18 protein-coding genes and 1 tRNA gene are annotated in these 22,103 nt (G+C 74.4%); 10 read left to right on the top strand and 9 right to left on the bottom strand.

Features of this window, described 5'->3' with window-relative positions; genetic code table 11:
- Positions 1–89 precede the first annotated feature (89 nt).
- The 3 genes from ACIQVI_RS08090 to ACIQVI_RS08080 all read right to left on the bottom strand — a co-directional run bounded on the left by ACIQVI_RS08090 (position 90) and on the right by ACIQVI_RS08080 (position 4,253).
- A complete protein-coding gene (locus ACIQVI_RS08090; RefSeq protein ID WP_403592663.1) occupies positions 90–1,604 on the bottom strand; it encodes a cellulose binding domain-containing protein in 1,515 nt (504 codons plus the stop codon).
- A 538-nt stretch (positions 1,605–2,142) separates the two neighbouring features.
- Positions 2,143–3,555, bottom strand: coding sequence for a HAMP domain-containing sensor histidine kinase (locus ACIQVI_RS08085; RefSeq protein WP_351974158.1), 1,413 nt, complete (start codon positions 3,553–3,555; stop codon positions 2,143–2,145).
- Positions 3,552–4,253 carry a response regulator transcription factor gene (locus tag ACIQVI_RS08080; RefSeq protein ID WP_030210276.1) on the bottom strand — a complete coding sequence of 234 codons (702 nt, stop codon included), beginning with the start codon at positions 4,251–4,253 and terminating at the stop codon, positions 3,552–3,554. The genes ACIQVI_RS08085 and ACIQVI_RS08080 overlap by 4 nt, the downstream gene beginning before the upstream one ends.
- An 87-nt stretch (positions 4,254–4,340) precedes the next feature.
- Between ACIQVI_RS08080 and ACIQVI_RS08075 the strand changes: the two genes are divergently transcribed.
- A complete protein-coding gene (locus ACIQVI_RS08075; RefSeq protein ID WP_403592660.1) occupies positions 4,341–4,970 on the top strand; it encodes a hypothetical protein in 630 nt (209 codons plus the stop codon).
- A 19-nt stretch (positions 4,971–4,989) separates the two neighbouring features.
- Here the strand turns inward: ACIQVI_RS08075 and ACIQVI_RS08070 are convergent, their stop codons facing one another.
- A complete protein-coding gene (locus ACIQVI_RS08070; RefSeq protein ID WP_403592657.1) occupies positions 4,990–5,850 on the bottom strand; it encodes a spermidine synthase in 861 nt (286 codons plus the stop codon).
- A 78-nt stretch (positions 5,851–5,928) separates the two neighbouring features.
- The gene (locus tag ACIQVI_RS08065) at positions 5,929–6,372 is read right to left on the bottom strand and encodes a hypothetical protein (RefSeq protein WP_403592654.1); all 444 of its coding nucleotides are present in this window, start codon (positions 6,370–6,372) and stop codon (positions 5,929–5,931) included.
- A gap of 224 nt (positions 6,373–6,596) precedes the next feature.
- Between ACIQVI_RS08065 and ACIQVI_RS08060 the strand changes: the two genes are divergently transcribed.
- Entirely contained in the window at positions 6,597–7,895 is a 1,299-nt protein-coding gene (locus ACIQVI_RS08060) for a tetratricopeptide repeat protein (protein ID WP_403592651.1), read from the top strand.
- Between the two features lie 48 nt (positions 7,896–7,943).
- On the opposite strand, the gene ACIQVI_RS08055 is transcribed toward ACIQVI_RS08060, so the two are convergent.
- On the bottom strand, positions 7,944–8,540 hold the full coding sequence (locus ACIQVI_RS08055; protein WP_351972099.1) for a histidine phosphatase family protein: 597 nt from the start codon (positions 8,538–8,540) through the stop codon (positions 7,944–7,946).
- A 145-nt stretch (positions 8,541–8,685) separates the two neighbouring features.
- Here ACIQVI_RS08055 and ACIQVI_RS08050 point away from each other — a divergent pair, with 145 nt between their 5' ends.
- From ACIQVI_RS08050 to ACIQVI_RS08020, 7 genes are all read left to right on the top strand, one after another.
- On the top strand, positions 8,686–9,558 hold the full coding sequence (locus ACIQVI_RS08050; protein WP_403592647.1) for a phosphatase PAP2 family protein: 873 nt from the start codon (positions 8,686–8,688) through the stop codon (positions 9,556–9,558).
- Positions 9,491–10,642, top strand: coding sequence for a hypothetical protein (locus ACIQVI_RS08045; protein WP_403592644.1), 1,152 nt, complete (start codon positions 9,491–9,493; stop codon positions 10,640–10,642). Before ACIQVI_RS08050 ends, ACIQVI_RS08045 begins: the two co-directional genes overlap by 68 nt.
- A 37-nt stretch (positions 10,643–10,679) precedes the next feature.
- The gene (locus tag ACIQVI_RS08040; RefSeq protein WP_403592641.1) at positions 10,680–12,269 is read left to right on the top strand and encodes a hypothetical protein; all 1,590 of its coding nucleotides are present in this window, start codon (positions 10,680–10,682) and stop codon (positions 12,267–12,269) included.
- A gap of 73 nt (positions 12,270–12,342) precedes the next feature.
- Positions 12,343–13,674 carry an AAA domain-containing protein gene (locus ACIQVI_RS08035; RefSeq protein WP_403592638.1) on the top strand — a complete coding sequence of 444 codons (1,332 nt, stop codon included), beginning with the start codon at positions 12,343–12,345 and terminating at the stop codon, positions 13,672–13,674.
- A gap of 157 nt (positions 13,675–13,831) precedes the next feature.
- A complete protein-coding gene (locus tag ACIQVI_RS08030; RefSeq protein ID WP_121831051.1) occupies positions 13,832–14,188 on the top strand; it encodes a hypothetical protein in 357 nt (118 codons plus the stop codon).
- A gap of 213 nt (positions 14,189–14,401) precedes the next feature.
- Positions 14,402–15,028 (top strand): hypothetical protein, encoded by a 627-nt coding sequence (locus ACIQVI_RS08025; RefSeq protein WP_121831052.1) that lies wholly within the window; start codon positions 14,402–14,404, stop codon positions 15,026–15,028.
- Positions 15,019–15,092 (top strand) — tRNA-Lys (locus ACIQVI_RS08020). Before ACIQVI_RS08025 ends, ACIQVI_RS08020 begins: the two co-directional genes overlap by 10 nt.
- A gap of 80 nt (positions 15,093–15,172) precedes the next feature.
- On the opposite strand, the gene ACIQVI_RS08015 is transcribed toward ACIQVI_RS08020, so the two are convergent.
- On the bottom strand, positions 15,173–16,456 hold the full coding sequence (locus ACIQVI_RS08015) for a M6 family metalloprotease domain-containing protein (protein ID WP_403592635.1): 1,284 nt from the start codon (positions 16,454–16,456) through the stop codon (positions 15,173–15,175).
- Between the two features lie 326 nt (positions 16,457–16,782).
- Between ACIQVI_RS08015 and ACIQVI_RS08010 the strand changes: the two genes are divergently transcribed.
- Positions 16,783–18,675, top strand: a complete 1,893-nt coding sequence (locus tag ACIQVI_RS08010) for a putative bifunctional diguanylate cyclase/phosphodiesterase (protein WP_403592632.1) — start codon at positions 16,783–16,785, stop codon at positions 18,673–18,675.
- A gap of 105 nt (positions 18,676–18,780) precedes the next feature.
- Here ACIQVI_RS08010 and ACIQVI_RS08005 read toward each other — a convergent pair whose 3' ends face one another.
- Both ACIQVI_RS08005 and ACIQVI_RS08000 read right to left on the bottom strand, forming a co-directional pair.
- Complete coding sequence (locus tag ACIQVI_RS08005; protein ID WP_351972093.1) at positions 18,781–20,487, bottom strand: glycosyl hydrolase family 18 protein; 1,707 nt, start codon at positions 20,485–20,487, stop codon at positions 18,781–18,783.
- Between the two features lie 309 nt (positions 20,488–20,796).
- Positions 20,797–21,867 carry an LLM class flavin-dependent oxidoreductase gene (locus ACIQVI_RS08000; RefSeq protein WP_403592628.1) on the bottom strand — a complete coding sequence of 357 codons (1,071 nt, stop codon included), beginning with the start codon at positions 21,865–21,867 and terminating at the stop codon, positions 20,797–20,799.
- Positions 21,868–22,103 lie beyond the last annotated feature (236 nt).

Here is a 22,103-nt window from a genome sequence, read left to right as displayed (position 1 = left end):
GGAGAGGGAGGGAAGGGGGGCGCGCCCCGGCCGGGGGTAGGGGACGGCCGGGGCGCGCGGTGTGGGGGGCACAGTGGTTCTTCGGGGGCCTACCGGTAGGCGGCGAAGGCCTTCGTGAAGGCCAGCGGCTGCTGGAGGATCGAGGAGCAGGTGGCGTCGGCGCGGTTCACGGCGCCGTCCGGGCACTGCTTGTCACGGGTCGAGGACCACATCGACAGCCAGCCGAGCCCCTTGGACTTCGCGAAGTCGACCAGCTGGGTGGCGTCGTCGACCTTGAAGATCTCGCTCAGGACGTCGTTGACGCCGATCATCGGGGTGACGGCGACGGCCTTCCAGGCGGCCGCGTCGGAGAGCCCGAGGACGCCCTTGATCTGGGCCTGGGTCGCGGTCGCGGCCTGGATCGCGTACGTGCCCATGTCGGCGCTGTACGCCGGGCCGTAGTCCATCGCCATGATGTTGACGGCGTCGACCCGGACCCCGTTGCGCTTGGCGTCGGCGAGCAGGTCCACGCCCGGCTGGGTCAGGCCCTCGGGCATGACCGGCAGGGTGAAGGAGACGTTCAGGTCCGGGTGGGACTTCTGGAGCTGGGCGATGGCCTGCGAGCGGCGGGTGTTGGCGGCGGTGTCCGGCAGGGCCGCGCCCTCGACGTCGAAGTCGACCTTGGTCAGCTTGTACTGGTCGACGACCTTGCCGTACGCGGCGGCCAGCGCCGGGGCGGAGGAGCAGTTCAGGGCCAGCTCGTGCCCTGCGGCGCCGCCGAAGGAGACGCGGACGTCACCGCCCTTGGCGCGCAGGGCGCCGATCTGGGCGGCGACCTTGTCGTTCGCCAGGTCGGTGACCCCGCCCCACAGCGGGGCGCAGGCGCCGCCGGAGGTGATGAAGGCGAGGTTGAACTCCTTCACTCCGGTGGCGTCGGCGGTCGCGAGCAGGTCGTACGCCGGGTAGAGCGAGGTGTCGACGTACGGGGCGAACTTCGCGCCGGTGACGGGGGCCGGCGCGGAGGTCGTCGGGGTGGGCGTCCGCGTGGGGGTCGGCGTGGGGGCCGTGGTGGCGGGCGCGGTCGGGGTCGAAGTCGGGGTCGGGGTCGGGGTCGGCTTGGCCGTCGCCGTGGGGGAGGCGGTGGCCGTGGGCTGCTCGGTGGGGCGGCCGCTGGGGGTGGGGGCGGGGCCACCGGCCGAGCAGGACACCTTGTTGATCAGGCAGTCGGCGGGGTCGCCGGCCTCGCCCGCGGCGGAGGTCACGAAGCCGACGGTGACGGACTGCCCGGGTGCCAGCTGCCGGTTCCAGCTCGCGGGCTTCACGGTGACGTGCCGGCCGGAGACGGTGTGCTCGCCGTTCCAGAGGGAGCCGATGGCGGTGCCGGCCGGCAGGTCGAACTCCAGGGTCCAGTCGGACTGGGCGGCGGACGTCTCGTTGGTGACGACGTACTGGCCGGTGTAGCCGCCGGTCCAGGAGCTGGTCCGGGTGTAGGCGGCGCCGACGGAGGCGGCCTGGGCGGTGCCGGTGAGCGCGAAGGCCGCGCCGCCGACGACGGCCGCCGCGACGACCGCTCCGACGACCTTGGTCCTCGTACTCGCCCTGCGCCGGTGCGAACGGGTGCCCATGGCGTGCCTGCCTCTGTGTACGGGGGTGGGGGGTGGTGCGGCAGCACGCTAGCGACCGGGAAACGGACAAACGGGCTTCCGTGGACAGGGCCGGGGATCCTTAGGGTCCGCTTAAGGAACCCATCGGGGCCAGCAAAGGTACGACCCGGATTCCGGACCGGGGGGCGGGGGCCGCGCCGGATTCCGGACCGGGGGCGCCCCCATGGGCCGGACCTGGCCCCGGAGGGGCGGGAGACCCCGTGGCCGGGTCCGGGGGCGGGGCAGAGGCTGCCCGGCAACCGGACCCGGTGGGTCGGGCGCCCCGGATCGCCTGCCCGCCGGCGACCGGGGGCCGCTCCGGAAACCGTCCCTGGCGCCGGAGTTGGCCGGGCATCGGCCCGACTCCGGGCCCGGCGGCCGGGGTCGCCCCGGGCGCCTGCCTGGGGAGGGCGGGGGTCAGCCCGGGTGCCTGCTCCGGGAGGACGGGGCCAGCCCGGGTACCTGCTCCGGAAGGGCGGGGGTCAGCCCGGGTGTCTGGTCGGTGGGCCCGGTGGAGGCGTCACGTTTCGCGGGCCCGGCGCGTCCCCGTCCCCCCGTGTCTGCGGCGGGGCGGGCGGTGGCCGCGGTGGCCGGGGGCGGCGGCCGCGCCGGCGCGGCCGCCGAGGCCGATCCAGACGCGGACCTCCGTACCGCCGAGGACCGAGCGGCCGATGCGGACGTCGCCGCCGGTGCCCTCCGCGACGCGCCGCACGATGTCGAGGCCGAGGCCCGTGGAGCCGTCCCGGCCGCCGCTGTTGCCCCGGGCCAGGGCGGCGGCCGGGTCGGCGATGCCGGAGCCCGCGTCGGAGACCAGGACGATGACGGCGTCCTCCCCGTTGTGGACGTCGATGGAGAAGGCCGTGCCCTCGGGGGTGTGCCGGAAGACGTTGCCGAGGAGCGCGTCGAGCGCGGCGACGAGTTCGGGCCGGGCGACCGGGATGCGGACCGGGCGCTCGACGCCCGCGACCCGCACCCGGCGCCCCTCGTCCTCGGCGAGCGCCGACCAGAAGTCCATGCGCTCGCGCACCACTTCGGCGGCGTCGCAGCCCGCGCCGGGTCCGGTCGCCTGGGTCTGCGGCTTCGCCTCCCGGGCCGTACGGATGATGATGTCGACCTCGCGCTCCAGCTGTTCGACGGCCGCGCGGGTCTGCTCGGCGGCCGGACCGGAGCCGAGCGAGGCCGCGTTGAGCCGCAGGACGGTCAGCGGGGTGCGCAGCCGGTGGGAGAGGTCGGCGGCCAGTTCCCGCTCGTTGGCGAGGAGTTGGATCACCTGGTCGGCCATCGAGTTGAAGGCGACGGCGGCGGACTTGAGCTCCGGCGGCCCCTCCTCGGGGACCCGGGCGCCGAGCCGCCCCTCGCCCAGGTCGTGGGCGGCGCCCGCGAGCCGCTGGGCGGGCTGGACCATGCGGACGCCGAGGCGGTCGGCGACGGCGACGGAGCCGACGATCAGGGCGGCGCCGACCCCGGCGAGGACCAGCCAGGCGGTGCCGACGCCGTTGGACACGTCCCCCTCGGGGACGAAGAGTTCGACGACCGCGACCTGGCCGCTGCTGAGCGCGGTGGGCTGGAGCAGCGCGAAGCCGCCGGGCACCTCCGTGATGGAGGCCCGGCCGAGTTCGCGGGTGGCCGTGAGCTGCTCCTCCCCGGCCCGGCGGGTGCCGATCTCCAGCGGCGGGCCGCCCGGCGTCGCGGCGGGGACGTGGACGGCGAGCCGGCCGGCGGCCCCGTCCTCGGTGGTGGCGACGGCCTTGTCGAGCTCGTCGCGGTCGGTGGTGATGGCGAGGACGGGGGCGAGCCCGGCGGCCCGCCGTTCGGCGTTGGAGAAGGCCCGGTCGCGGGCCATCTCCTTGACGACGAGGCCGAGGGGGACGGCGAAGGCGACCACGACCATGGCGGTGACGGCCAGGCACACCTTGACGAGCGCCCATCTCACGGCCGCGGCTCCCCGGGCGGCTCCAGCTTCACGCCCACCCCGCGCAGGGTGTGCAGGTAGCGGGGCCGGGCGGCCGTCTCGCCGAGCTTGCGCCGCAGCCACGACAGGTGGACGTCGATGGTCTGGTCGTCGCCGTAGGACTGCTGCCACACCTCGGCGAGCAGCTCCTTGCGGGGGACGACCACGCCGGGCCGCCCGGCGAGGAAGGCCAGCAGGTCGAACTCGCGCCGGGTCAGGTCCAGGGGCGTGCCGTCCAGCTCCGCCTGGCGGCGCAGCGGGTCGACGGTGAGCCCGCCGACCCGGATGACCCGGGAGGGCGGGGCCTCTCCGGCGCCGGACCGGGCGCGGCGCAGGACGGCGGCCATCCGGGCCGAGAGGTGGTCGACCGAGAAGGGCTTCACGAGGTAGTCGTCGGCCCCCGCGTGGAGGAGCCGTACGATCTCGGCCTCGTCGTCCCGGGCGGTCGCGATGATCACCGGCACGTCGGTGATGCCGCGCAGCATCTTGAGCGCCTCGGACCCGTCCAGATCGGGCAGTCCGAGGTCGAGGATGACCACGTCGAAACGGAAATGGGCGACCTCGCGCAACGCCTCAAGTGCCGTGCCGACGCTCCGTACGGTGTGGGACGCCTCGGAGAGCTGCCGGATGAGGGCGGAGCGCACGAACTGGTCGTCCTCGACCACGAGCACACTTGCCATGGGCGGCACCGTACGCCATCCGGGTGGATCATCGGACCATGTGCACCCCCTGATCCGGAACGACCGGGGGTGGTGCAGTATGGGCCGGTGCGAAGAGGACTGGTTCACGCCCTGGCCTGGTCGCTCGCCACCGGCGCGGCGGTCACCCTGTCCTGGTGGGGAGTGCACACGGTGCTGTCCGGAACCGTGTACGACCCGCCGCGCGCGCTGCCCCTGCCGGCCGGGTCCTTCGACGGTTCGTACGGCTCCGGCGGCGGGCCGCTGACCTCCTCGACCCGGTATCCCGGGACCGACGGGCCGTCCGCGTCCACCGCGCCGGGCACCGGGCCGAGCGACGGCCCGACCCCCTCGGCCACCCCGTCCACCACTCCGCCGCGGCCGGATCCGACGACGGAGGCCCCGGCGAAGTCCCCTCCGGCCACGACGCCGCCGAAGTCGGGACCGGGATCCGGTTCCGGCGACGGCCCGGGCTCCGGCACCGGTTCCGGCGCGAACGTGAAGAGCTACGCCGTGGACGGCGGCCGGGTCGCCTTCGACCTCGGCGAGACCTCGGCCGAACTGGTCTCCGCGACGCCCGCCCCCGGCTGGCAGATGCAGGTGTGGAAGCAGACGACCTGGATCCGGGTGACCTTCACCCGGGACGGCCGCGAGCTGTCGGTCTTCTGCGTGTGGCACGACACCGCGCCCCGCGTGGAGATCGAGGACCGGGCGATCTGAGCCCTCCCCGTCCGGTTCCCTAGCGGAAGACGGACGCGGGCGGGGCCGGTGACGGTTTGGCGTTCGCGTCGGTGACCGGGGCCGCTCCCCCGGCGAAGTCGGCGAGGGCCCGCCCGTGTTCGACCCGGCCCGGGTGCGGGTCGGTGGCGACCCTGCGGGTCAGTTCGGCCACCGGGAGTTCACGGTCGGAGGCGAGCAGGACGGCGTTGCCGAAGCGGCGGCCGCGCAGGACGGTCGGGTCGGCGGTCAGGGCCAGTTCGGGGAAGACGGCGGCGGCCGTGGCGATCTGGCCGCGCAGATGGGCCAGCGGCGGGCCGTCGGCCAGGTTCGCCGCGTAGAGGCCGCCGGGCCGCAGCGCCCGCCGCACTTCGGCGAGGAACTCGGTGCTGGTCAGATGGGCGGGGGTACGGGCTCCGCCGAAGACGTCCGCGATGATCAGGTCCGCCCAGCCGTCCTGGACCTTGGCGAGGCCGGCGCGGGCGTCGGTGGACCGGACCCGCACGCGGGCGGCGGGGTCGAGCGGCAGCTCCCGGCGGACGAACTGGACCAGGCGCCCGTCGAGCTCCACGACCTGCTGGGTGGAGCGGGGCCGGGTCGCGGCGACGTACCGGGCGAGGGTGAGGGCGCCGCCGCCGAGGTGCACGGCTTGGAGCGGGCGGTTCGGCGGGGCGGCGAGGTCCACGACGTGGCCGAGGCGCCGCTGGTACTCGAAGGAGAGGTGGGCCGGGTCGTCCAGGTCGACGTGCGACTGCGGGGCGCCGTCGACGAGCAGCGTCCAGGCGCGCGGGCGCTCCCGGTCGGGTACGAGTTCGGCGAGGCCGCCGTCGACGGTCTCGGCGAGGGGGGCTGCCGCCCGGTCGCGCTGCTTGTTCCTGGCCATCGGTCCATTATCGGACGATCGGACCGCGACCGGCGTCCCCGGGGCCGCCGACGGCTGCCGCCGGACAGGGCCGGGGGCTCAGCGGCAGCCGTCGGCGGCCTCGATGAGCCGGGCCGCCTCGCCGAGCGCCCGGCGCAGGACGGCGGGGTCGGTGACCGGGTCGGTGTCGCCGGGGGGCAGCAGCCAGCCGGCCGGACGGGGGGCGCCACCGTCCGGCTCCGGCAGGTCCGGCAGCTCGGGGAGGCGGAGGCCGCGCCCCGAGGTGCGCGTACACGCGCTGCCCGGCACGTCCCAGGCGGCGGCGGTGCCGGGCGGGACCAGGAAGCCCAGGGTGTCGCAGGTGCCGTCGTGCACCACGGGGCCCACGGCGGGGGCGCCGGCGCGGCGCAGGATGTCGACGGCCTCCAGGCCCTGGCGGACCGGCACGGTGACCAGGTCCCAGGCCTCGGCGGCGGACTCGGCCCCGGCGGCGCCCGGGGCGGGCACGGGCCGGGCGGCCGACTGTGAACCGATCTCCGACATGGGACCCCTCCTCGCTCCATGAGGAGACACGTTCCGTCTCTCCTTAGGGTTCAACGCCCGTGCGCGTCAACGGCTACGGCGTTTTCCCGCCGCAAAGGATGGCAGTTCATGGCAGATCGCAGGCGAGATATCCGATTTGTAGCCAAACTCTGCGTAGGCATTCGGTCACAGCGGGTACGTTTCTGCCGCCGGACCACCCGGCAGCACCAGGAGAGGGCTCGGCCATGGCGATGTCACGGGCAGTTCCCAACCTCGCCTTCCGCAGGCTCCGCGGGCAGCAGTCGCCGGCGGAGTTCGCCGCGGCCGTCCGCCGGGCGGCGCGGGAGATCGGCGAACAGGTCGCGTGCGACGCCCGCTACATCGGGCGCGTGGAGGCGGGCGAGATCCGCTGCCCGAACTACGCGTACGAGCGGGTCTTCCTGCACATGTTCCCCGGACTCGGCCTCTCCGACCTGGGCTTCTCCGCGCGGGAGACGGTGCGCGGCCGGCGGCAGACCGTCCCGGCCGGGACCTCGCCCCCCGGCGCCTCCACGACCCGGAACGATGAGGAGAGCGACGTGCTGCGTCGCGCATTCATGACGAGCGGATCCGCCACCCTGGCGGCCGCCTCGCTGGGACTCGGCGGCCCCGCCGTCGCGATCCCCAGCCCCCGCGGGACCCACCGGATCGGCGAGAGCGAGGTGCGGGCCGTCGAGGACGCCGTGCGGCGGATCCGGCTGCTCGACGACCGGCACGGCGCCGACGGGCTGTACAAGGTCGCCGCCCAGCCGCTCCGTACCGCGTACGCGCTGCTCGACGCCGGCACCGCCGCCCGCCGTTCCACCGAGGACCGGCTGCACGCGGGCGCGGGCGAGCTCTCCCTCTCCGTCGGCTGGCTGGCCCACGACTCGGGGCGGCACGAGGACGCCCGCTCGCACTACGCCGAGGCCCTGGCCGTCGCGCGCGTGGCGGGGAGCTCCGGAAACGCGGCCCTGGAGGCGCACGCCTTCTGCAACACCTCTTTCCTGGCCCGGGACACCGGCCGGTACCGGGAGGCGGTGCGGGCCGCGCAGGCCGGTCTGCGGGCCGCGCGGCCCCTGGAGTCGGCCCGGCTGCTGTCGCTGCTGTCGCTGCGGGAGGCGTGCGGGTGGGCGGGGCTGGGCGACCGGTCCGCCTGCGAGCAGGCCCTCGGCCGCGCCCACGCGTTCTTCGACCGGGGCCCGGCCGACGGCGACCCGGAGTGGATGTCGTTCTTCGGGGAGCCGGAGCGGGAGGCGCAGGAGGCCCAGTGCTGGTCGGTGCTCGGCGAGTGGGGCCGGGCCGCCCGCCACGCCCACCGGGCCACGGTCCTGCAGAACCCGCACTTCGCCCGGAACCTCGCGCTCTACCGCGCCCAGCTCGCCAAGGACCTGGCGCACGCGGGCCGTCCGGACGAGGCGGAGGCGGAGGCGCGGCGGGTGGTGGACTCCCTGGACGGCATCGCCTCGGCCCGCATCCGCGCACTCCTCGCGGAGACGGGCCGGGTGCTGGCGGCCACCCACTGACGTACGGGCTGGAGTACGGACCGAGGCACGGGCCGGAGTACGGAGGGCCTACTGCTCCAGGTGCCCGGTGTCGTTCCAGCGTTCGAGCGCCGGGTCGCCGTACGCCCAGCCCAGGACCGACAGGCTGGTCGGGTCGAGGCGGATGCGGGCGGCGAAGGAGACGTCCTCGCCGAGCCAGCGGGCGCCGATGGAGCGCAGGATGTGCCCGTGGGCGAAGACCAGGACGTCGCGGTCGGCGGAGCGGGCCCACTCCACGACCTCGTCGGCGCGGTCCGACAGCTGCGCCAGGGTCTCGCCGCCCGGGACGCCGTCGCGCCAGATGAACCAGTCCGGCCGCCGCTCCTTGATCTGGGGCGGGGTGAGGCCCTCGTACGCCCCGTAGTCCCACTCCATCAGCGCGTCCCAGGGCTCGGCCCGGTCACCGAAGCCGGCGAGGGCGCAGGTCTCGCTCGCCCGGACCAGGGGGCTGGTGCGCACCTCCACTCCGGGCAGGCCCTGCCAGGGGCCGCGGTGCAGGCGCTCGCCGAGCAGCTTCGCGCCGCGCCGCCCCTCTTCGAGCAGCGGTATGTCGGTCCTGCCGGTGTGCCGGCCGAGGAGCGACCACTCGGTCTGGCCGTGCCGGGCGAGCAGGATGCGCGGTGCCATGGGAAGGCTCTCCAGAGGTTCGCGGTGCGGACGTGCTCCTTCCATCATCGCCCAACCGAATTCGGGGCGACACGCGGGCAACCACCGGGTGCCGCCCGGCGTCCCCTCCCCCGGGCCGTACGCCATACGGGAGGGGACCTTGTCCATGCGCAAGCCACGCTGGTGGGCCGAGCTGTCGCTGATCGGCGTCGTGTACGCGGCCTACACCGGCGGGCGGCTGCTCGTGCGGGGCGACGAGGCCTCGGCCGTCGACCACGGCCTCGCGATCCTGCGCCTGGAGGGGCTGCTCGGGATCGACGCGGAGCGCCCCCTGAACCGGCTGTTCACGGACGTCCCCGCGCTGGGGATCCCGGCGGACTTCGCGTACGCCACGCTGCACTACCTGGTCACCCCGGCGGTCCTGGTGTGGCTGTTCCGGCGGCGGCCCGCGCACTACCGGGCGGCCCGCGCCTGGCTGATGGCCGCCACCCTGCTAGGGCTCGTCGGCTTCACGCTGCTGCCGACCTGCCCGCCCCGGCTGCTCGACGCGGCACACGGATTCACCGACACGATGGCGCACTTCAGCGCGTACGGCTGGTGGGGCGGCGAGGCGAGCGCGCCGCGCGGCCTGGGCGGGATGACCAACCAGTACGCGGCGATGCCCAGTCTGCACGTGGGGTGGGCGCTGTGGTGCGGGGTGATGCTGTGGCGGTACGGGCGGACTCCGCTCCTGAGGGCGCTCGGGGTGGCGTATCCGCTGCTCACGACGGTGGTGGTGATGGGCACGGCCAACCACTACCTGCTCGACGCGGTCGCGGGGGCGGCCGTGATGGGGGCCGGATACCTGCTCGCGCCGCACGCGCTGCGGGCGGTCGACCGGCTGCGCGGGACGACGGAAGGAACGGCGGGCGGAACGGCGGGAACGGGGGAAGCCCCTCCGGTTGTCAGTGGGGGATGCGAGACTTCGGCGGGTGAGCACATCCCCGGACAACGGTCTGCCGCCACTGCCACAGACGACACGTCGGCAGCGGCTCGCTGAGCTGCGCGGACCGGCCAACGCGCCGCGTCCGCTGGACGCGCGGGCGCTCGCGGCGCTCGCCGCGAACCCCGGCTGCCGGCGGCGGGCCCTGCTCGACGGCGCGGGGGTCGACAAGTCCGCCCTCGCCGCGAAGCTCGGCTCCCCGGCCCCGTTCGGGCAGTCGCAGTTCGCGATCGTGCGGGGCAACTCCTTCGAGGCGAAGGTGAAGGCGGACGGCGGCCGCGAACTGCTGCGGCTGCTCGGGGTGGAGGAGCCCGGCGAGGTGGCCCTGCCCGACCTGACGGCGGCCGGACCCGACGGCCGGGTGGCCCGTACGGCGCTCGCGCTGCGGGAGGCGACCGGGTCCGGCGGGTGGACGCTGCTGGACCATCCGCTGCTCGCCCTGGAGGTGGCGGGCTCGCCCGTCCACCTGGAGCCGGACGCGGTGGTGGTGCGTCCGGACGGCGGGTGGACGGTGGTCGAGATCAAGTCCTTCCCGACGATCGACGGTTCGGCCGACGCGGCGAAGGTGGGGGCGGCGGCCCGTCAGGCCGCCGTGTACGTGCTCGCGCTGGAGCGGGTGGCGGCGGTCACGGAGGGCGCGCGGGTGGCGCACTCGGTGCTCCTGGTCTGCCCGAAGGACTTCTCGAACGTGCCGACGGCCTCGGTCGTCGACGTGCGCAAGCAGCGGTCGGTGACCCGGCGCCAGCTGGACCGGCTCACCCGGATCGACGAGATCGCGGACGCCCTGCCGGAGGGCGTCTGCTTCGACGTGGCCGAGCGCTCGCCGGAGGAGCTGACGGCGGCGGTGGAGTCCGTGCCCCACCAGTACGCGCCGGAGTGCCTGGCCGCCTGCGAGCTGGCCTTCCACTGCCGGTCGCGGTCGCGGGAGGCGGGCGCGGTGGAGACCCTGGGCCGTGCGGTACGGGGCGAGCTGGGCGACCTGACGACGGTCGGCGCGGTCCTGGCGGCGGCGCGCGGCGAGGCGGGCGACCCGGACGACCCGGCGGTGGCGGCCCTGCGCCGGGCGCGGGCGCTGCGCGAGGAGGCGCTGGCGGCGGCGCCCGCCCGCACGCCCCGGGAGCACGTCGAATGCCCCCGCTGACGCGCTTTTCCCGCACCACGCCCCGGGAGGGCTCCGCATGTCGCTGATCTCCACGCTGGCCCGGATGGAGGCCGTCGAGTCGGGCCGGGCGCAGCCGCTCGCCACCGTGCGGCACCGGCGCGTCTCCGAACGGCCGCTCGTCCTGGTGCCGTTGACCACCGCCGGTGAGGCGGGTGCCCCGCTGGGCGCGCTCGTCGGCACCGACCGCGAGGAGCCGAGGCTCCTGGTGGTGCCCCAGCCCCGCGACCGCGACCTGCGGTTCGCGTTCCTCGCGGACCTGGCCGAGGAGGTCCTGCCGTACGTCGACGCGTTCGCGGACGTGGTCGAGCTGGTGGAGCGCAACGAGACGGACGCCGAGACCGGCAAGAAGGTGCGGGTCGAGGTCGAACTGTGCGCGGACGCGCCGCAGTTGATCGTGCCGAGCCGGGCGGGCATCGAGTACGTACGGCTCCTCGGGCGCTCCACGCGGTTCCGGCGGACGGCCGAGCAGGACCCGGAGACGCCGTTCCCGGCGCCGCCCCGGGTGCCACTGCTCGGGCGCTGGCTGACGCACTTCGGGGAGCGGGCCCGGGTGCCGGGCTCGTCGCTGCTGCTCGCGGCGACCGACCTGCTCAACCGGCACTGGGCGACCGGCCAGTCCTCCCTGGAGGACCAGCACCTGGGCGCACTGCTCGCCTGGATCGACCCGGAGGACGGGGTGTCCGGCCGGGAGGGGGCGCTGCGCGCGGAGGCGGGCCGGGACGAGCGGGGGCAGCTGCTCTGCCCGCCCGCCGGGCCCGCCACGGACCCGGCCTTCGACAACCGGCTGCTCGCGCCCGCGATCGAGCGGTACGACCGGGCCCGGCAGGCGTCCGGCGCCGCCGAGGAGGCCGGGGCGGCCGAGCGGGCCCTGGGCGAACTCCTCACGGCCGAGCGGGAGGTGCGCCGGCTCGTCGTCTCGCAGCTGAAGCCGACGTGGGACGCGGTGTGGCGGGCGCTCGACCTGCTGCGGGAGCTGCCGGAGGGGGCCAGGGTCGGGGACCGCTGGACCCGGGACCGCTGGTCCTTCACCGCCCACCGGGACCGGGTCGCGGCCGGCGAGCCGCCGCAGCCGCGCCGGGACGACGCGGTGACGGCGGCGCGGAAGCTCGCGGCCCGCGAGCAGGCGCAGGGCCAGCTGGAGGCGCAGGAGGCCCTGGACGATCCGCTGGTCCTGGCGGGGCGGCGGCTCGCGGGCGAGGCGTTCGCGGCGGAGGTGGTGGAGGTGACGATGGCGTGGACGGAGTCGAAGCGGCCCGCGCCCCGGCCGCTCCTGACGGTCCGCACGGACGACCGGCCGCACCTGGCCGAACGGGTGAAGGTGTACCGCTCGCTCGACGGGAAGCCGCAGACGGCGGAGTTCGTGCGGTACGAGGAGGACGGCTCGCTGCTGCTGCGGGTCCTGGACCGGATGGGCCGGTCGAAGGAGCCGGCGGAGGGGTCGGTGCCGGAGAAGGGCGAGCGGATCGCCTGGACGCTCTTCGAGCACGACCAGCGGACCGGGCCGAAGCTGCCGGACCCGGAGGAGACGCCCTGGACGCACGGCGGCCCGCCCCGTACGGACGCCGTGGAACTGCCGGACCCCGTGACCCCGGAGGACGTGCTGTGACCGTGTTCGGCCCGGCTGATCCCCGAGGACGCCCTGTGACCGTGTTCGACCCCGTGATCCCCGAGGACGTGCCGTGACCGTGTTCGATCCCTCCGCCGAGGCCGGGCGGGCGACGGCCGCCATCCTGGCGGACACCCTGCACGGCACCGCGCGGGGCGTGGTCGTGGACTCCCCGCCGGGTGCGGGCAAGTCGACGCTCGTCGTGCGGGCCGCCCTGGAACTGGCCGCCGCCGGCCGCCCCCTGATGGTGGTCGCGCAGACGAACGCGCAGGTGGACGACCTGGTGCTGCGGCTGGCCGAGAAGGAGCCGGAGCTGGAGGTGGGCCGGCTGCACTCCAGCGACTCCGACCCGTACGACAAGGCGCTCGACGACCTGGAGAACGTGCGGAAGTCGGCGAAGGCGGGCGATCTGGCCGGGCTTCCGGTGGTGATCTCGACGGCCGCCAAGTGGGGGCACGTGAAGAACGTGGAGCCGTGGGCGCACGCGATCGTGGACGAGGCGTACCAGATGCGCTCGGACGCGCTGCTCGCGGTGGCGGGGCTCTTCGAGCGGGCGCTGTTCGTGGGCGACCCGGGGCAGCTGGACCCGTTCTCGGTGGTGGGGGCGGAGCAGTGGGCGGGGCTGACGTACGACCCGTCGGCGAGCGCGGTCTCGACCCTGCTCGCGCACAATCCGGAGCTGCCGCAGCACCGGCTGCCGGTCTCCTGGCGGCTGCCCGCGTCGGCGGCGCCGCTGGTGTCGGACGCGTTCTACCCGTACACCCCGTTCCGCAGCGGCACCGGGCACGGGGACCGGAAGCTGTCCTTCGGGGTGCCGTCGGACGGCTCGGGCCCGGACCGGGTCCTGGACGAGGCGGCCGAGTCGGGCTGGGGCCTGCTCGAACTCCCGGCCCGGCACACCCCGCGCACCGACCCGGAGGCGGTGGGCGCGATCGCCCTGGTGGTGCGGCGGCTCCTGGACCGGGGCGGCGCGGCGGTCTCGGAGCGCGCGGAGGCGCCGGTGCCCCTGACGCCCGACCGGATCGCGGTCGGCACCGCCCACCGCGACCAGGCGGCGGCGGTCCGGGCGGCGCTCGCGGACCTGGGCGTGTCCGGGGTGACGGTGGACACCGCGAACCGGCTCCAGGGGCGCGAGTACGACGTGACGGTGGTCCTCCACCCGCTGTCCGGGCGTCCGGACGCGACCGCCTTCCACCTGGAGACGGGCCGGCTGTGCGTGCTGGCCTCCCGGCACCGGCACGCGTGCGTGGTGGTGTGCCGGGCGGGCGTGGCGGAGCTCCTGGACGAGCACCCGTCGACGGAGCCGGTCCGGCTGGGGGCGGCGGTGTCGTTCCCGGACGGCTGGGAGGCGAACCACGCGGTCCTCTCCCACCTGGGGGAACACCGGGTGGTCTGGGCGCCGTGAGCCCCCGGGGAGCGCGGCCGGACGTTCGCGCCCTTGCGGGGCGCGGGACAATGGATGACGGCCCGGGCTTCCGGGCCGTGTCCGTGCGCGGCTCCGGCCGTACGCGGGCGCGTCCGTGCGAGACCGGTGCGAGACCCGTGCGAAGAGGAGAACGATGATGGCGGAATCCGCGGAGCGGAGCGGGCAGCGGCGGCTTCGGCCGGCGCCGCTGATCTTCGAGCCTGCCGAGGCGTCCGCCGATCCGGAGCACTTCTTCGACCTGGAGTCGCTGGAGGACCCGAGGGAGCTGCTGGCCCGGGCGACGGAGCTGACGCTGGCGTTCCGGGCGGCGACGGACCGGGCGACCGAGTTCCAGGCGATCGCGGCGGCCCAGCTCGCGGACCCGCGCCGGTTCGACCGGCTGACGGTGGCCGACGTCGCCGAGCGGGCGCAGTGGACCGAGGACTACGCCCGCAAGATGATCGAGTTCGGCCGCGACCTCATCCGGACGAACGGACGGCCGGCGGAGGACTGAGGGGGCCTCGGTGCCTCCGGGCGGGGCGCGCGGCCGGTGTCCTGGAGCGCGGGGGCGCGATACGGGGGCGCATATGGCCGGAGACCCGCGTGATGACCGAAAAACCACCCCTGGCATATGCCGAGGGCGCACGATACTCCCCGCCCTCACCTCCTGTCAGGGTTTTCGGGAACCCTCGGAAACCGGTTCGTCACTCCCGGTACACCTGAACGCATGACGACGTGGCTGCGCGAAGAGACCCCGCACGACATGTTCCGGTTCCTCCGGGAGGGCGACGAGGGGCGGCACCAGACCGCCCGGGTGACCGCCGACGGGGCCTCCTGGCTGGCCTCGGCCGTCGGCGGGCGGGGCACCGCGCTCACCCGCTGGGAGTCCCGGCCCGACTCGCCCGCCGCGCTGCCCTGCGGGACGGTCTTCGACGTCGTCAACGTGGACCCGGTCTTCGGGCGCCGGATGCTGGACAAGCTGTGGACGGAGGGCCCGGGGTCGGGGCCCGTCGCGGTCCACCGGGGCCGGATGATGCTGTTCGCCGCGCCCGGCACGGCCCAGCGGCTGCCCGCCCTGCTCGACTGGGAGGAGTGGGGGGACGCGGTGCCCCGGCCGCTCTGTCACGGCCTCGGGGACGCGGTGACCGTGCCGCCGCTCGTGCCCTCCGGCTCCGCCGGACCCCGCTGGCTGGTGGCCCCCGACACCCGCCATCCGTGGCTGCCCGGCCCCGAGGTCGTGCTGTGGGCCTGTGTGCGGGCCGTCCGGGCGGTCTCCGCCGCCGACGTGCGGGTATCGATTTTTCCTCCCGCCGATCCGGGTGCTAATGTCTACGACGTCAGCAGGCGCCGCTAGCTCAGTTGGTTAGAGCAGCTGACTCTTAATCAGCGGGTCCGGGGTTCGAGTCCCTGGCGGCGCACCGACGGAAGAAGCCCCTCGCGGAAGCGGGGGGCTTCTTCGTGTGCGAAAAGGGCGGAGAACGCGGGGGGGGGCGGGGCCTCAGCCCCGGTCCGCCGGGGTGATCCTGACCGTCCAGACGTCCGACCCCGAGCGGTCCATGACCTCGACCCGGACGCCCGAATCGGGCACGGTGAAGGTCTCGCCCTCCTCCAGCGGGGCGTCCGCGAGCGGCGGGTACACCGAGCGCTCCCAGCAGGCCTCGGTGCGGGGGTGCGCGTCCACGACCTCGACCGGGCCGTCCCCGGAGGCCGTAGCACCGCGCACCCGGTAGACGAGAACGCCCTCCGTGCAGGTGTCGGCGTTGTTCCCGGTGTCGCTCCTGGCCTCGATCGCGAGCACGCTGTCGGGGCCGGTGCGGACGACCGCGAGGCGGGTGCCGAGCGCGCCGCCGTCCCCGGTCGGGGCGTCGGTCGGCTCCAGGGCGACCACCCGGGACTCCGGCCCCTGGACGCAGGTGACCTGCGCGCGGGAGAGCCAGCCGAGCTTCCACTTGTGCCAGCCGAAGAGGTCCGGGGAGAGCCCGAACTGGCTGCCCATGACGTCCCAGTCGCCCACGTGGGTGTCCCAGTCGCCCTTGCCGTCCTCCGGCCGGTGGTAGAGGTCCGGCAGGTCGAAGACGTGGCCGGTCTCGTGGGCCAGGACGTTGCGGTCGGGCGGATGCCGCTCGAAGACCGTGACGACCCGCCGGATCTCGGCGCCGTCGGCCTCCAGCGGACGGTCCAGGTTGACGACCTTCGTCGCGTCGGAGTCCACGCCCGGCGCGTCCGGGTCCGCGACCAGGTAGACGATGTCGTACGCGGAGAAGTCGACGTCCGCGTCGGCGGCGGCGACCGCGTCGCGGAGGTACTCGGCCCGCTTCCCGGCGTCCCAGTCCCGCCGTATGTCGTACGCGCCCGACTCGCGCGGCATCGGGGTCCACGTCGTGCGGGGGTGCGGGGTCAGGGTGAAGCGCCCGTAGGAGGCGCGCTCGAAGAACTCGCTCGTCCCGGGGAAGTGGTCGGCGTTGAGCTCGGCCGGGGTGGTGAGCGGCTCGGAGTCCGGGAAGGACAGGAAGACGACGACCGCGTCAAGGTCCCGGTCCGGGCGGGGGTACGAGCCGTTCCAGGTGTCGAGCCCGAGCGAGTGGTGGGCCTGGGTGCGGGGCAGGACGCAGGGGTTCGCCGCGGGGACGCCGACGGCGGGACCCGCGACGAGCCCGGTGGCGGCCAGGGCGGCGAGCGAGGTGAAGGCGGCCGCGCCGGCGCGCAGCCGGGGACGCCGCTCCACTCCCCCGGGTGGCTGCTGACCCCTCACGTCGACCTCCGGATCACGAATGCGGGACACCCAACCCACCTTGTGATGATTTGCTTAATTTCGCACGTTTCCACTGCCCCGGTCGGGTGAGTGCGCAACGCCGTGTCGACGCGACACGAACGGAAACAAGCTCACGGAAAGTCACAATCGGTCACCCCGTCATCGACCCGTGTCAGAGCCGGGCAGAAACGATCGGGCAGGGTGCTCCGGTGGGGATCCTCACAGCGCCGGGCGGCCCCCGGGCGCGCCCCGGAGCTGGAACGGCCGCCCGGCCTGGCCCTATGATCGGCTCACTCTTCCTCGGCCGACCGTCCCGTCCCCGTACGACCGGCCCGACTGCACTACGGGAGCGAGCGGTGAGCGGAACCCCCGAAGGACCGGTGCACCCGGAGCCGGCGGAGGCACACACGGCCGAGTCCGCCCTCACGGAGCGTCACGACGGACGCCGGGAGGCCGAACTCCGCGACTACCGCGCCGCCTTCCGGGTCTCCCGGCTCGCCATGGCCCTCGTCGACCAGGACGGCGTGGTCGTCGCGGCCAACGACTCCCTCGGTGCCCTCCTCGGCGCCGAGGCCGGGACGCTCCGCGAACAGGCCGCCGCCGACCTCGTCGACCTCGCCTCCGACGGGCGCACCTGGCACGCCTACCGCGAGGTGCTCGGCGGCCGCCGCTCCCGCTTCCGCTGCACCCGCCGCCTCAAGCACGCCGACGGGCGCTCGCTGTGGGCCGAGGTCACCGTCGCCCCGGTGCCCGACAGCCGGCGGGTCCTGCTGTCGATCGCGGACATCAGCGACCGGCGCGAGCTCCAGGCGCGCCTGCGCCACCTCCAGATGCACGACCCGGTGACCCGGCTGCCCAACCGCGCGCTCTTCTTCGAGCGCCTCTCGGCCGCCCTGGATGCCGCCCAGCAGGAGACCGCCGCGCCCCGGGAGCCGCACGAGGCCCACCGGTCACACGAGTCACACGATTCACACGAGTCGTATGAATCGCACGGGTATGGCAGAACAGGGCGGATCGGCCTCTGCTACCTCGACCTCGACGGCTTCAAGGCGGTCAACGACACCCTGGGCCACCGGGTCGGGGACCGGCTCCTGGCCGCCGTCGCCGGGCGGTTGACCGAGTGCGCGGACAGCGACGGCTACACCCGCAGCGGCGGGCACCTGGTGGCCCGGCTCGGCGGGGACGAGTTCGCGATCCTGGTCGAGGAGTCCACCGGCACCGAGCAGGTCGCGGACCTGGCGCGCTCGGTGCTCGACGCGCTCCAGGACCCCTTCGACCTGGCCGGGCAGCGGCTCTCGGTCTCCGCCTCCATCGGCGTGGTCGAGCGCTCCGGGCGGGGGACGACGGCGACCGCCCTGATGCAGGCCGCCGACACCACGCTGTACTGGGCGAAGGCGGACGGCAAGGCCCGCTGGACCCTCTTCGACCCCGAGCGCAACGCCCACCGGATGACCCGGCAGGCGCTCTCCTCCACGCTGCGGCCGGCCGTGGAGGACGGGGAGTTCGCCCTGGAGTACCAGCCGCTCGTGGACCTGGCCGACGGGGCCGTGCGCGGGGTGGAGGCGCTGGTGCGCTGGCACCACCCGCAGTTCGGCCCGCTGCCGCCGAATCGGTTCATCGGGATCGCCGAGGAGGACGGCTCCATCGTGGAGCTGGGCCGCTGGATCCTGCGCACCGCCTGCCGCCAGGCCCGGCAGTGGCAGAAGGACCATCCGCGCGAGCGCCCGCTCTTCGTGAGCGTGAACGTGGCGGTCCGTCAGGTCTGGGACTCCGACCTGGTCGCGGACGTGGCCGGGATCCTCGCGGAGACCGGGCTCGCCCCGCACCTGCTCCAGCTGGAGCTGACCGAGTCCGCCGTGATGGGCTCGGCGGGCCGGCCGCTCCAGGCGCTCCAGGCGCTGAGCGACATGGGGGTGCGGATCGCGATCGACGACTTCGGCACCGGCTACTCGAACCTCGCCTATCTGAGCCGGCTCCCGGTCTCCGTGCTCAAGCTGGACGGCTCCTTCGTCCGCGGCTTCCAGGACGAGGAGCACGCCAACCCGGCCGACGAGCTGATCGTGGAGGCGCTCGTCCAGCTCGCGCACCGGCTCGGGCTCACGGTCACCGCCGAGTGCGTCGAGACCGCGGGGCAGGCCAGCCGGCTGCGGCGGATCGGCTGCGACACGGGGCAGGGCTGGCTGTACTCGCGGGCGGTGACCCCGGACCGGATCGCGGAGCTGATCGGCACGGAGCCCCTGCCGGCCTGACCGGCGTGCCCCGGGGCGCCGCCCCCGGGCATGGAACTGCCCCCGGCCGGAGGGACATTCCGGGCGGGGGCAGCGGTCATGAGGGGTTCAGCGGGGGCCGGTCGCTCAGCAGGCGCCGAGGTCCTGCCAGACGCCCCACTCGCCGGTGGTGCCGGGCACCTCGTTCTGGGTCCACCACTTGGCCTTGTACTTGCGGCCGTTGTGGGAGACCTCGTTGCCCGCGTTGTAGACCGTGCCGGCCACGTACGCCTGGACCGAGCCGCAGCCGGTGACCGGCGGGGTGGTCGGAGGCGTGGTGGGCGGGGTGGTCGGCGGCGTCGTGGGAGGCGTCGTCGGCGGGGTGGTCGGGTTGGTCGGCTCGGTGGTGGTGCCGCCGAGCGCGGTGTTGATCTGCTTCAGGAGCGTGGCGTTGTTGTCCAGGCCGAGCAGGGAGTACATCATCGCGCCGGCCAGGCCGCGCTGCTTGCCGTAGTCCACCCGGGCCTGGATGGACTTCTGGTTGAGGCCGGTGAAGAACTCGCCGTCCTTGTAGAAGTACGAGGACTTCGACTGGTCGTCCCAGAAGGTGGTCGACGCGTTGTCGACGATGCCGCCGAGCTCCTTGTAGTGCGCGATGCCGGCCTGCTGGCTGAGCGGGCGGGCGCCGGAGCCGCCGGTGGCGGTCTGCGCGAGGCCGTTGGTGGTCCCGGCCGGGACGCCCTTCCAGCCGCGGTAGTAGAACTCGTAGCCCAGGGTCAGCTTGTTGGCGGGGAAGCCGCCCGCGATGCCGTAGGCCTGGTTGCCGTCGATCCAGGAGTCGATGGCGGCGTCAATGCTGTACTTCTCGGTGCCCGGCGCGATCACGTCGGTCGGGTCGTTCGGGGAGGGGTACAGCGGGGACTGGTGGTACGTCGGCCCGTCGCCGTCCCAGGCGCCGTGCATGTCGTACGTCATGATGTTCGCGTAGTCGAGGTACGCGCCGATCTTGTCCGTCTCGATGTACTTGATCTTGTCCTGGCCGGCCGGGAGGGCCGCGGTCAGGAGGTACTTCTTGCCGCCGTTGGCCGCGCCGTACTCGTCGAGCTGCTTGCGGAACTCGGCGAGCAGGAGGGTGAAGTTCTGCTTGTCCTCGGGGCCGTAGTGGTTGCCCAGGTGGCCGCCGGAGGAGCCGGGGTACTCCCAGTCGACGTCGATGCCGTCGAAGATGCCGGCCGCCGTGCCCGGACCGCCGTAGCCGCCCTCGACCGGCAGGTTGCCCTTGAGGTACTGGTCGATGCAGGAGGAGACGAGCTTCTTGCGGCTCGCGTCCGTCTTCGCCGCGTCGTGGAAGTACTTGGAGTAGGTCCAGCCGCCCAGGGAGATGTTGATCTTCAGGTGGGGGTACTTCGCCTTCAGCTCCTTGAACTGGTTGAAGACGCCCACGATCGGCTGGTCCCACTTGTCGGCGACGCCGTCGACGCTGTCCGCCGCGCTGAAGGACTTCTGGTAGTCGGCGTACGAGTCGCCCGCACCGTCACCCGCGTTGGGGTTGTTGTCGTCGCCCGCGGCCTTGTTGGCCTGGAAACAGGTGAGGTTGGTGGGGTGGATGTTGCCGAACGAGTAGTTGATGACGTCCAGCTGGCTCGCGATGCCCCGGGTGTCGAGGTGCTTGGGGTAGAACGCGTTGCCGTAGACGCTCCACTGGTCGTAGTACGCGATGCGCACGTTGCCCGCAGAGGCGGTGGTCGAGGTGGGGGCCGCCTGGGCGGAGCCGAGTCCGGCGGTCGCCGCGAGCGCGCCGGCGGCGAGGGCCGAGCTCAGGAGCGCGGCGATCAATGACTTACGGGGGTGCACGTGCGGCCTCCGGATGGGGGTACTGGGTGGTGCCGTACAGGAGCTGGAGCAGTGATAACCGGCGCGTGAACGGCGAGTCAATGGTCTGAACCAGATTGAGGACTAGACCAATTGACGGGAGAAAGCCCTTGTCAGAGACGTGCAGCACAAAACGGAACCGCCCGCCACCATCGGTGACGAGCGGTTTAAGGTTCCTTTAGGGAAGGCCCGGGGTTCGTTCGACACTGAACCAACCGGCCTCGGAAATCCGGGTTTTACCCGGCGGTCTCCGGCCCGGAACGGGAGGACCGGACGAGCGGACGGCCCGGACTACTCGGAGAGTTCGGGCATTTCGTACGCGTCCGCGATGAGCGCGTAGCTCCGCAGCCGCGCCTCCCCGCCGTGCGCGTTGGCCGTGATCATCAGCTCGTCGGCGCCCGTGCGCTTGCGCAGGTCGTCCAGGCCCGTGCGGACCTCGTCCGGGGTTCCGTGCACCACGTTCGCGAGCCAGCCGTCCACGAACTCCCGCTCGGCCGGACCGAAGGAGTACGCCTCCGCCTCCTCCGGCGTCGGCACCAGACCGGGCCGGCCGGTGCGCAGCCGCAGCATCGCGAGGGCCCCGGAGAGCACCTGGCGGCGGGCCTCCGCGGCCTCGTCGGCGGCGAGCGCCGAGACGCCGATCAGCGCGTACGGGGCGTCGAGCACCTCCGAGGGGCGGAAGGAGTCCCGGTAGAGGTCGAGCGCCGGGATCGTGTTCCTGGCCGAGAAGTGGTGGGCGAAGGCGAAGGGCAGCCCGAGCACGCCGGCCAGCCGGGCGCTGAAGCCGGAGGAGCCGAGCAGCCAGATCGGCGGGCGCCCCTTCGGGCCCTGCACCGGGCCGGGCACGGCGTGGATCCGGGCGTACGGGTGCCCGTCCGGGAAGTCGTCGTCCAGGAACCGGGTCAGCTCCGCGAGCTGCTCGGGGAAGTCGTCCGCGCCCTCGTTCAGCCGGTCGGTGCGGCGCAGGGCGGCGGCCGTGGCGCCGTCGGTGCCGGGGGCGCGGCCGAGGCCGAGGTCGACCCGGCCCGGGGCGAGGGCCTCCAGGGTGCCGAACTGCTCGGCGACGACGAGCGGGGCGTGGTTGGGCAGCATGACGCCGCCCGAGCCGAGCCGGACGCGCCGGGTGTGGGCGGCGAGGTGGGCGAGGATGACCGCCGGGGAGGAGGAGGCGACCCCGGGCATGGAGTGGTGCTCGGCCACCCAGTGCCGGTGGAAGCCGCGCCGCTCCGCGAGCCGGGACAGCTCGACGCTGGTGGCGAGGGCCTGGGACGCGGTCCGCCCGCTGCCGACGGTCACCAGGTCCAGTACGGACAGGGGTACGGGTGCGGAGCCCCGCGCCTCTCCTCGAATGGTGTCGGTCACCGTCGGGATCCTCCTCGGCACGCGTGCGAATACATGGGCAGAAGAACAGGAGGGTGTCTCCGTTTATTCCGCCCGCTTCTTCGCGCGCCCTCCGGCCGCACCTCCACCCCTCCCCGAGCGCCCCCGCGTGCGCCCCCGCGCACGCCCCTCGGGAGCCGCGACGGGTTCCCGCCACCCCGCTCCCGTGCGTTATCGGCCACCGGGAGGGGGTCCGCGGGGTCCGTTTCCGCGCGAGA

It is taken from the genome of Streptomyces sp. NPDC098101 (assembly GCF_044760185.1).
GTDB lineage: Bacteria > Actinomycetota > Actinomycetes > Streptomycetales > Streptomycetaceae > Streptomyces.
Note: the sequence above shows the minus strand (reverse complement) of the source record. Positions and strands in the feature narration are given on the sequence as shown.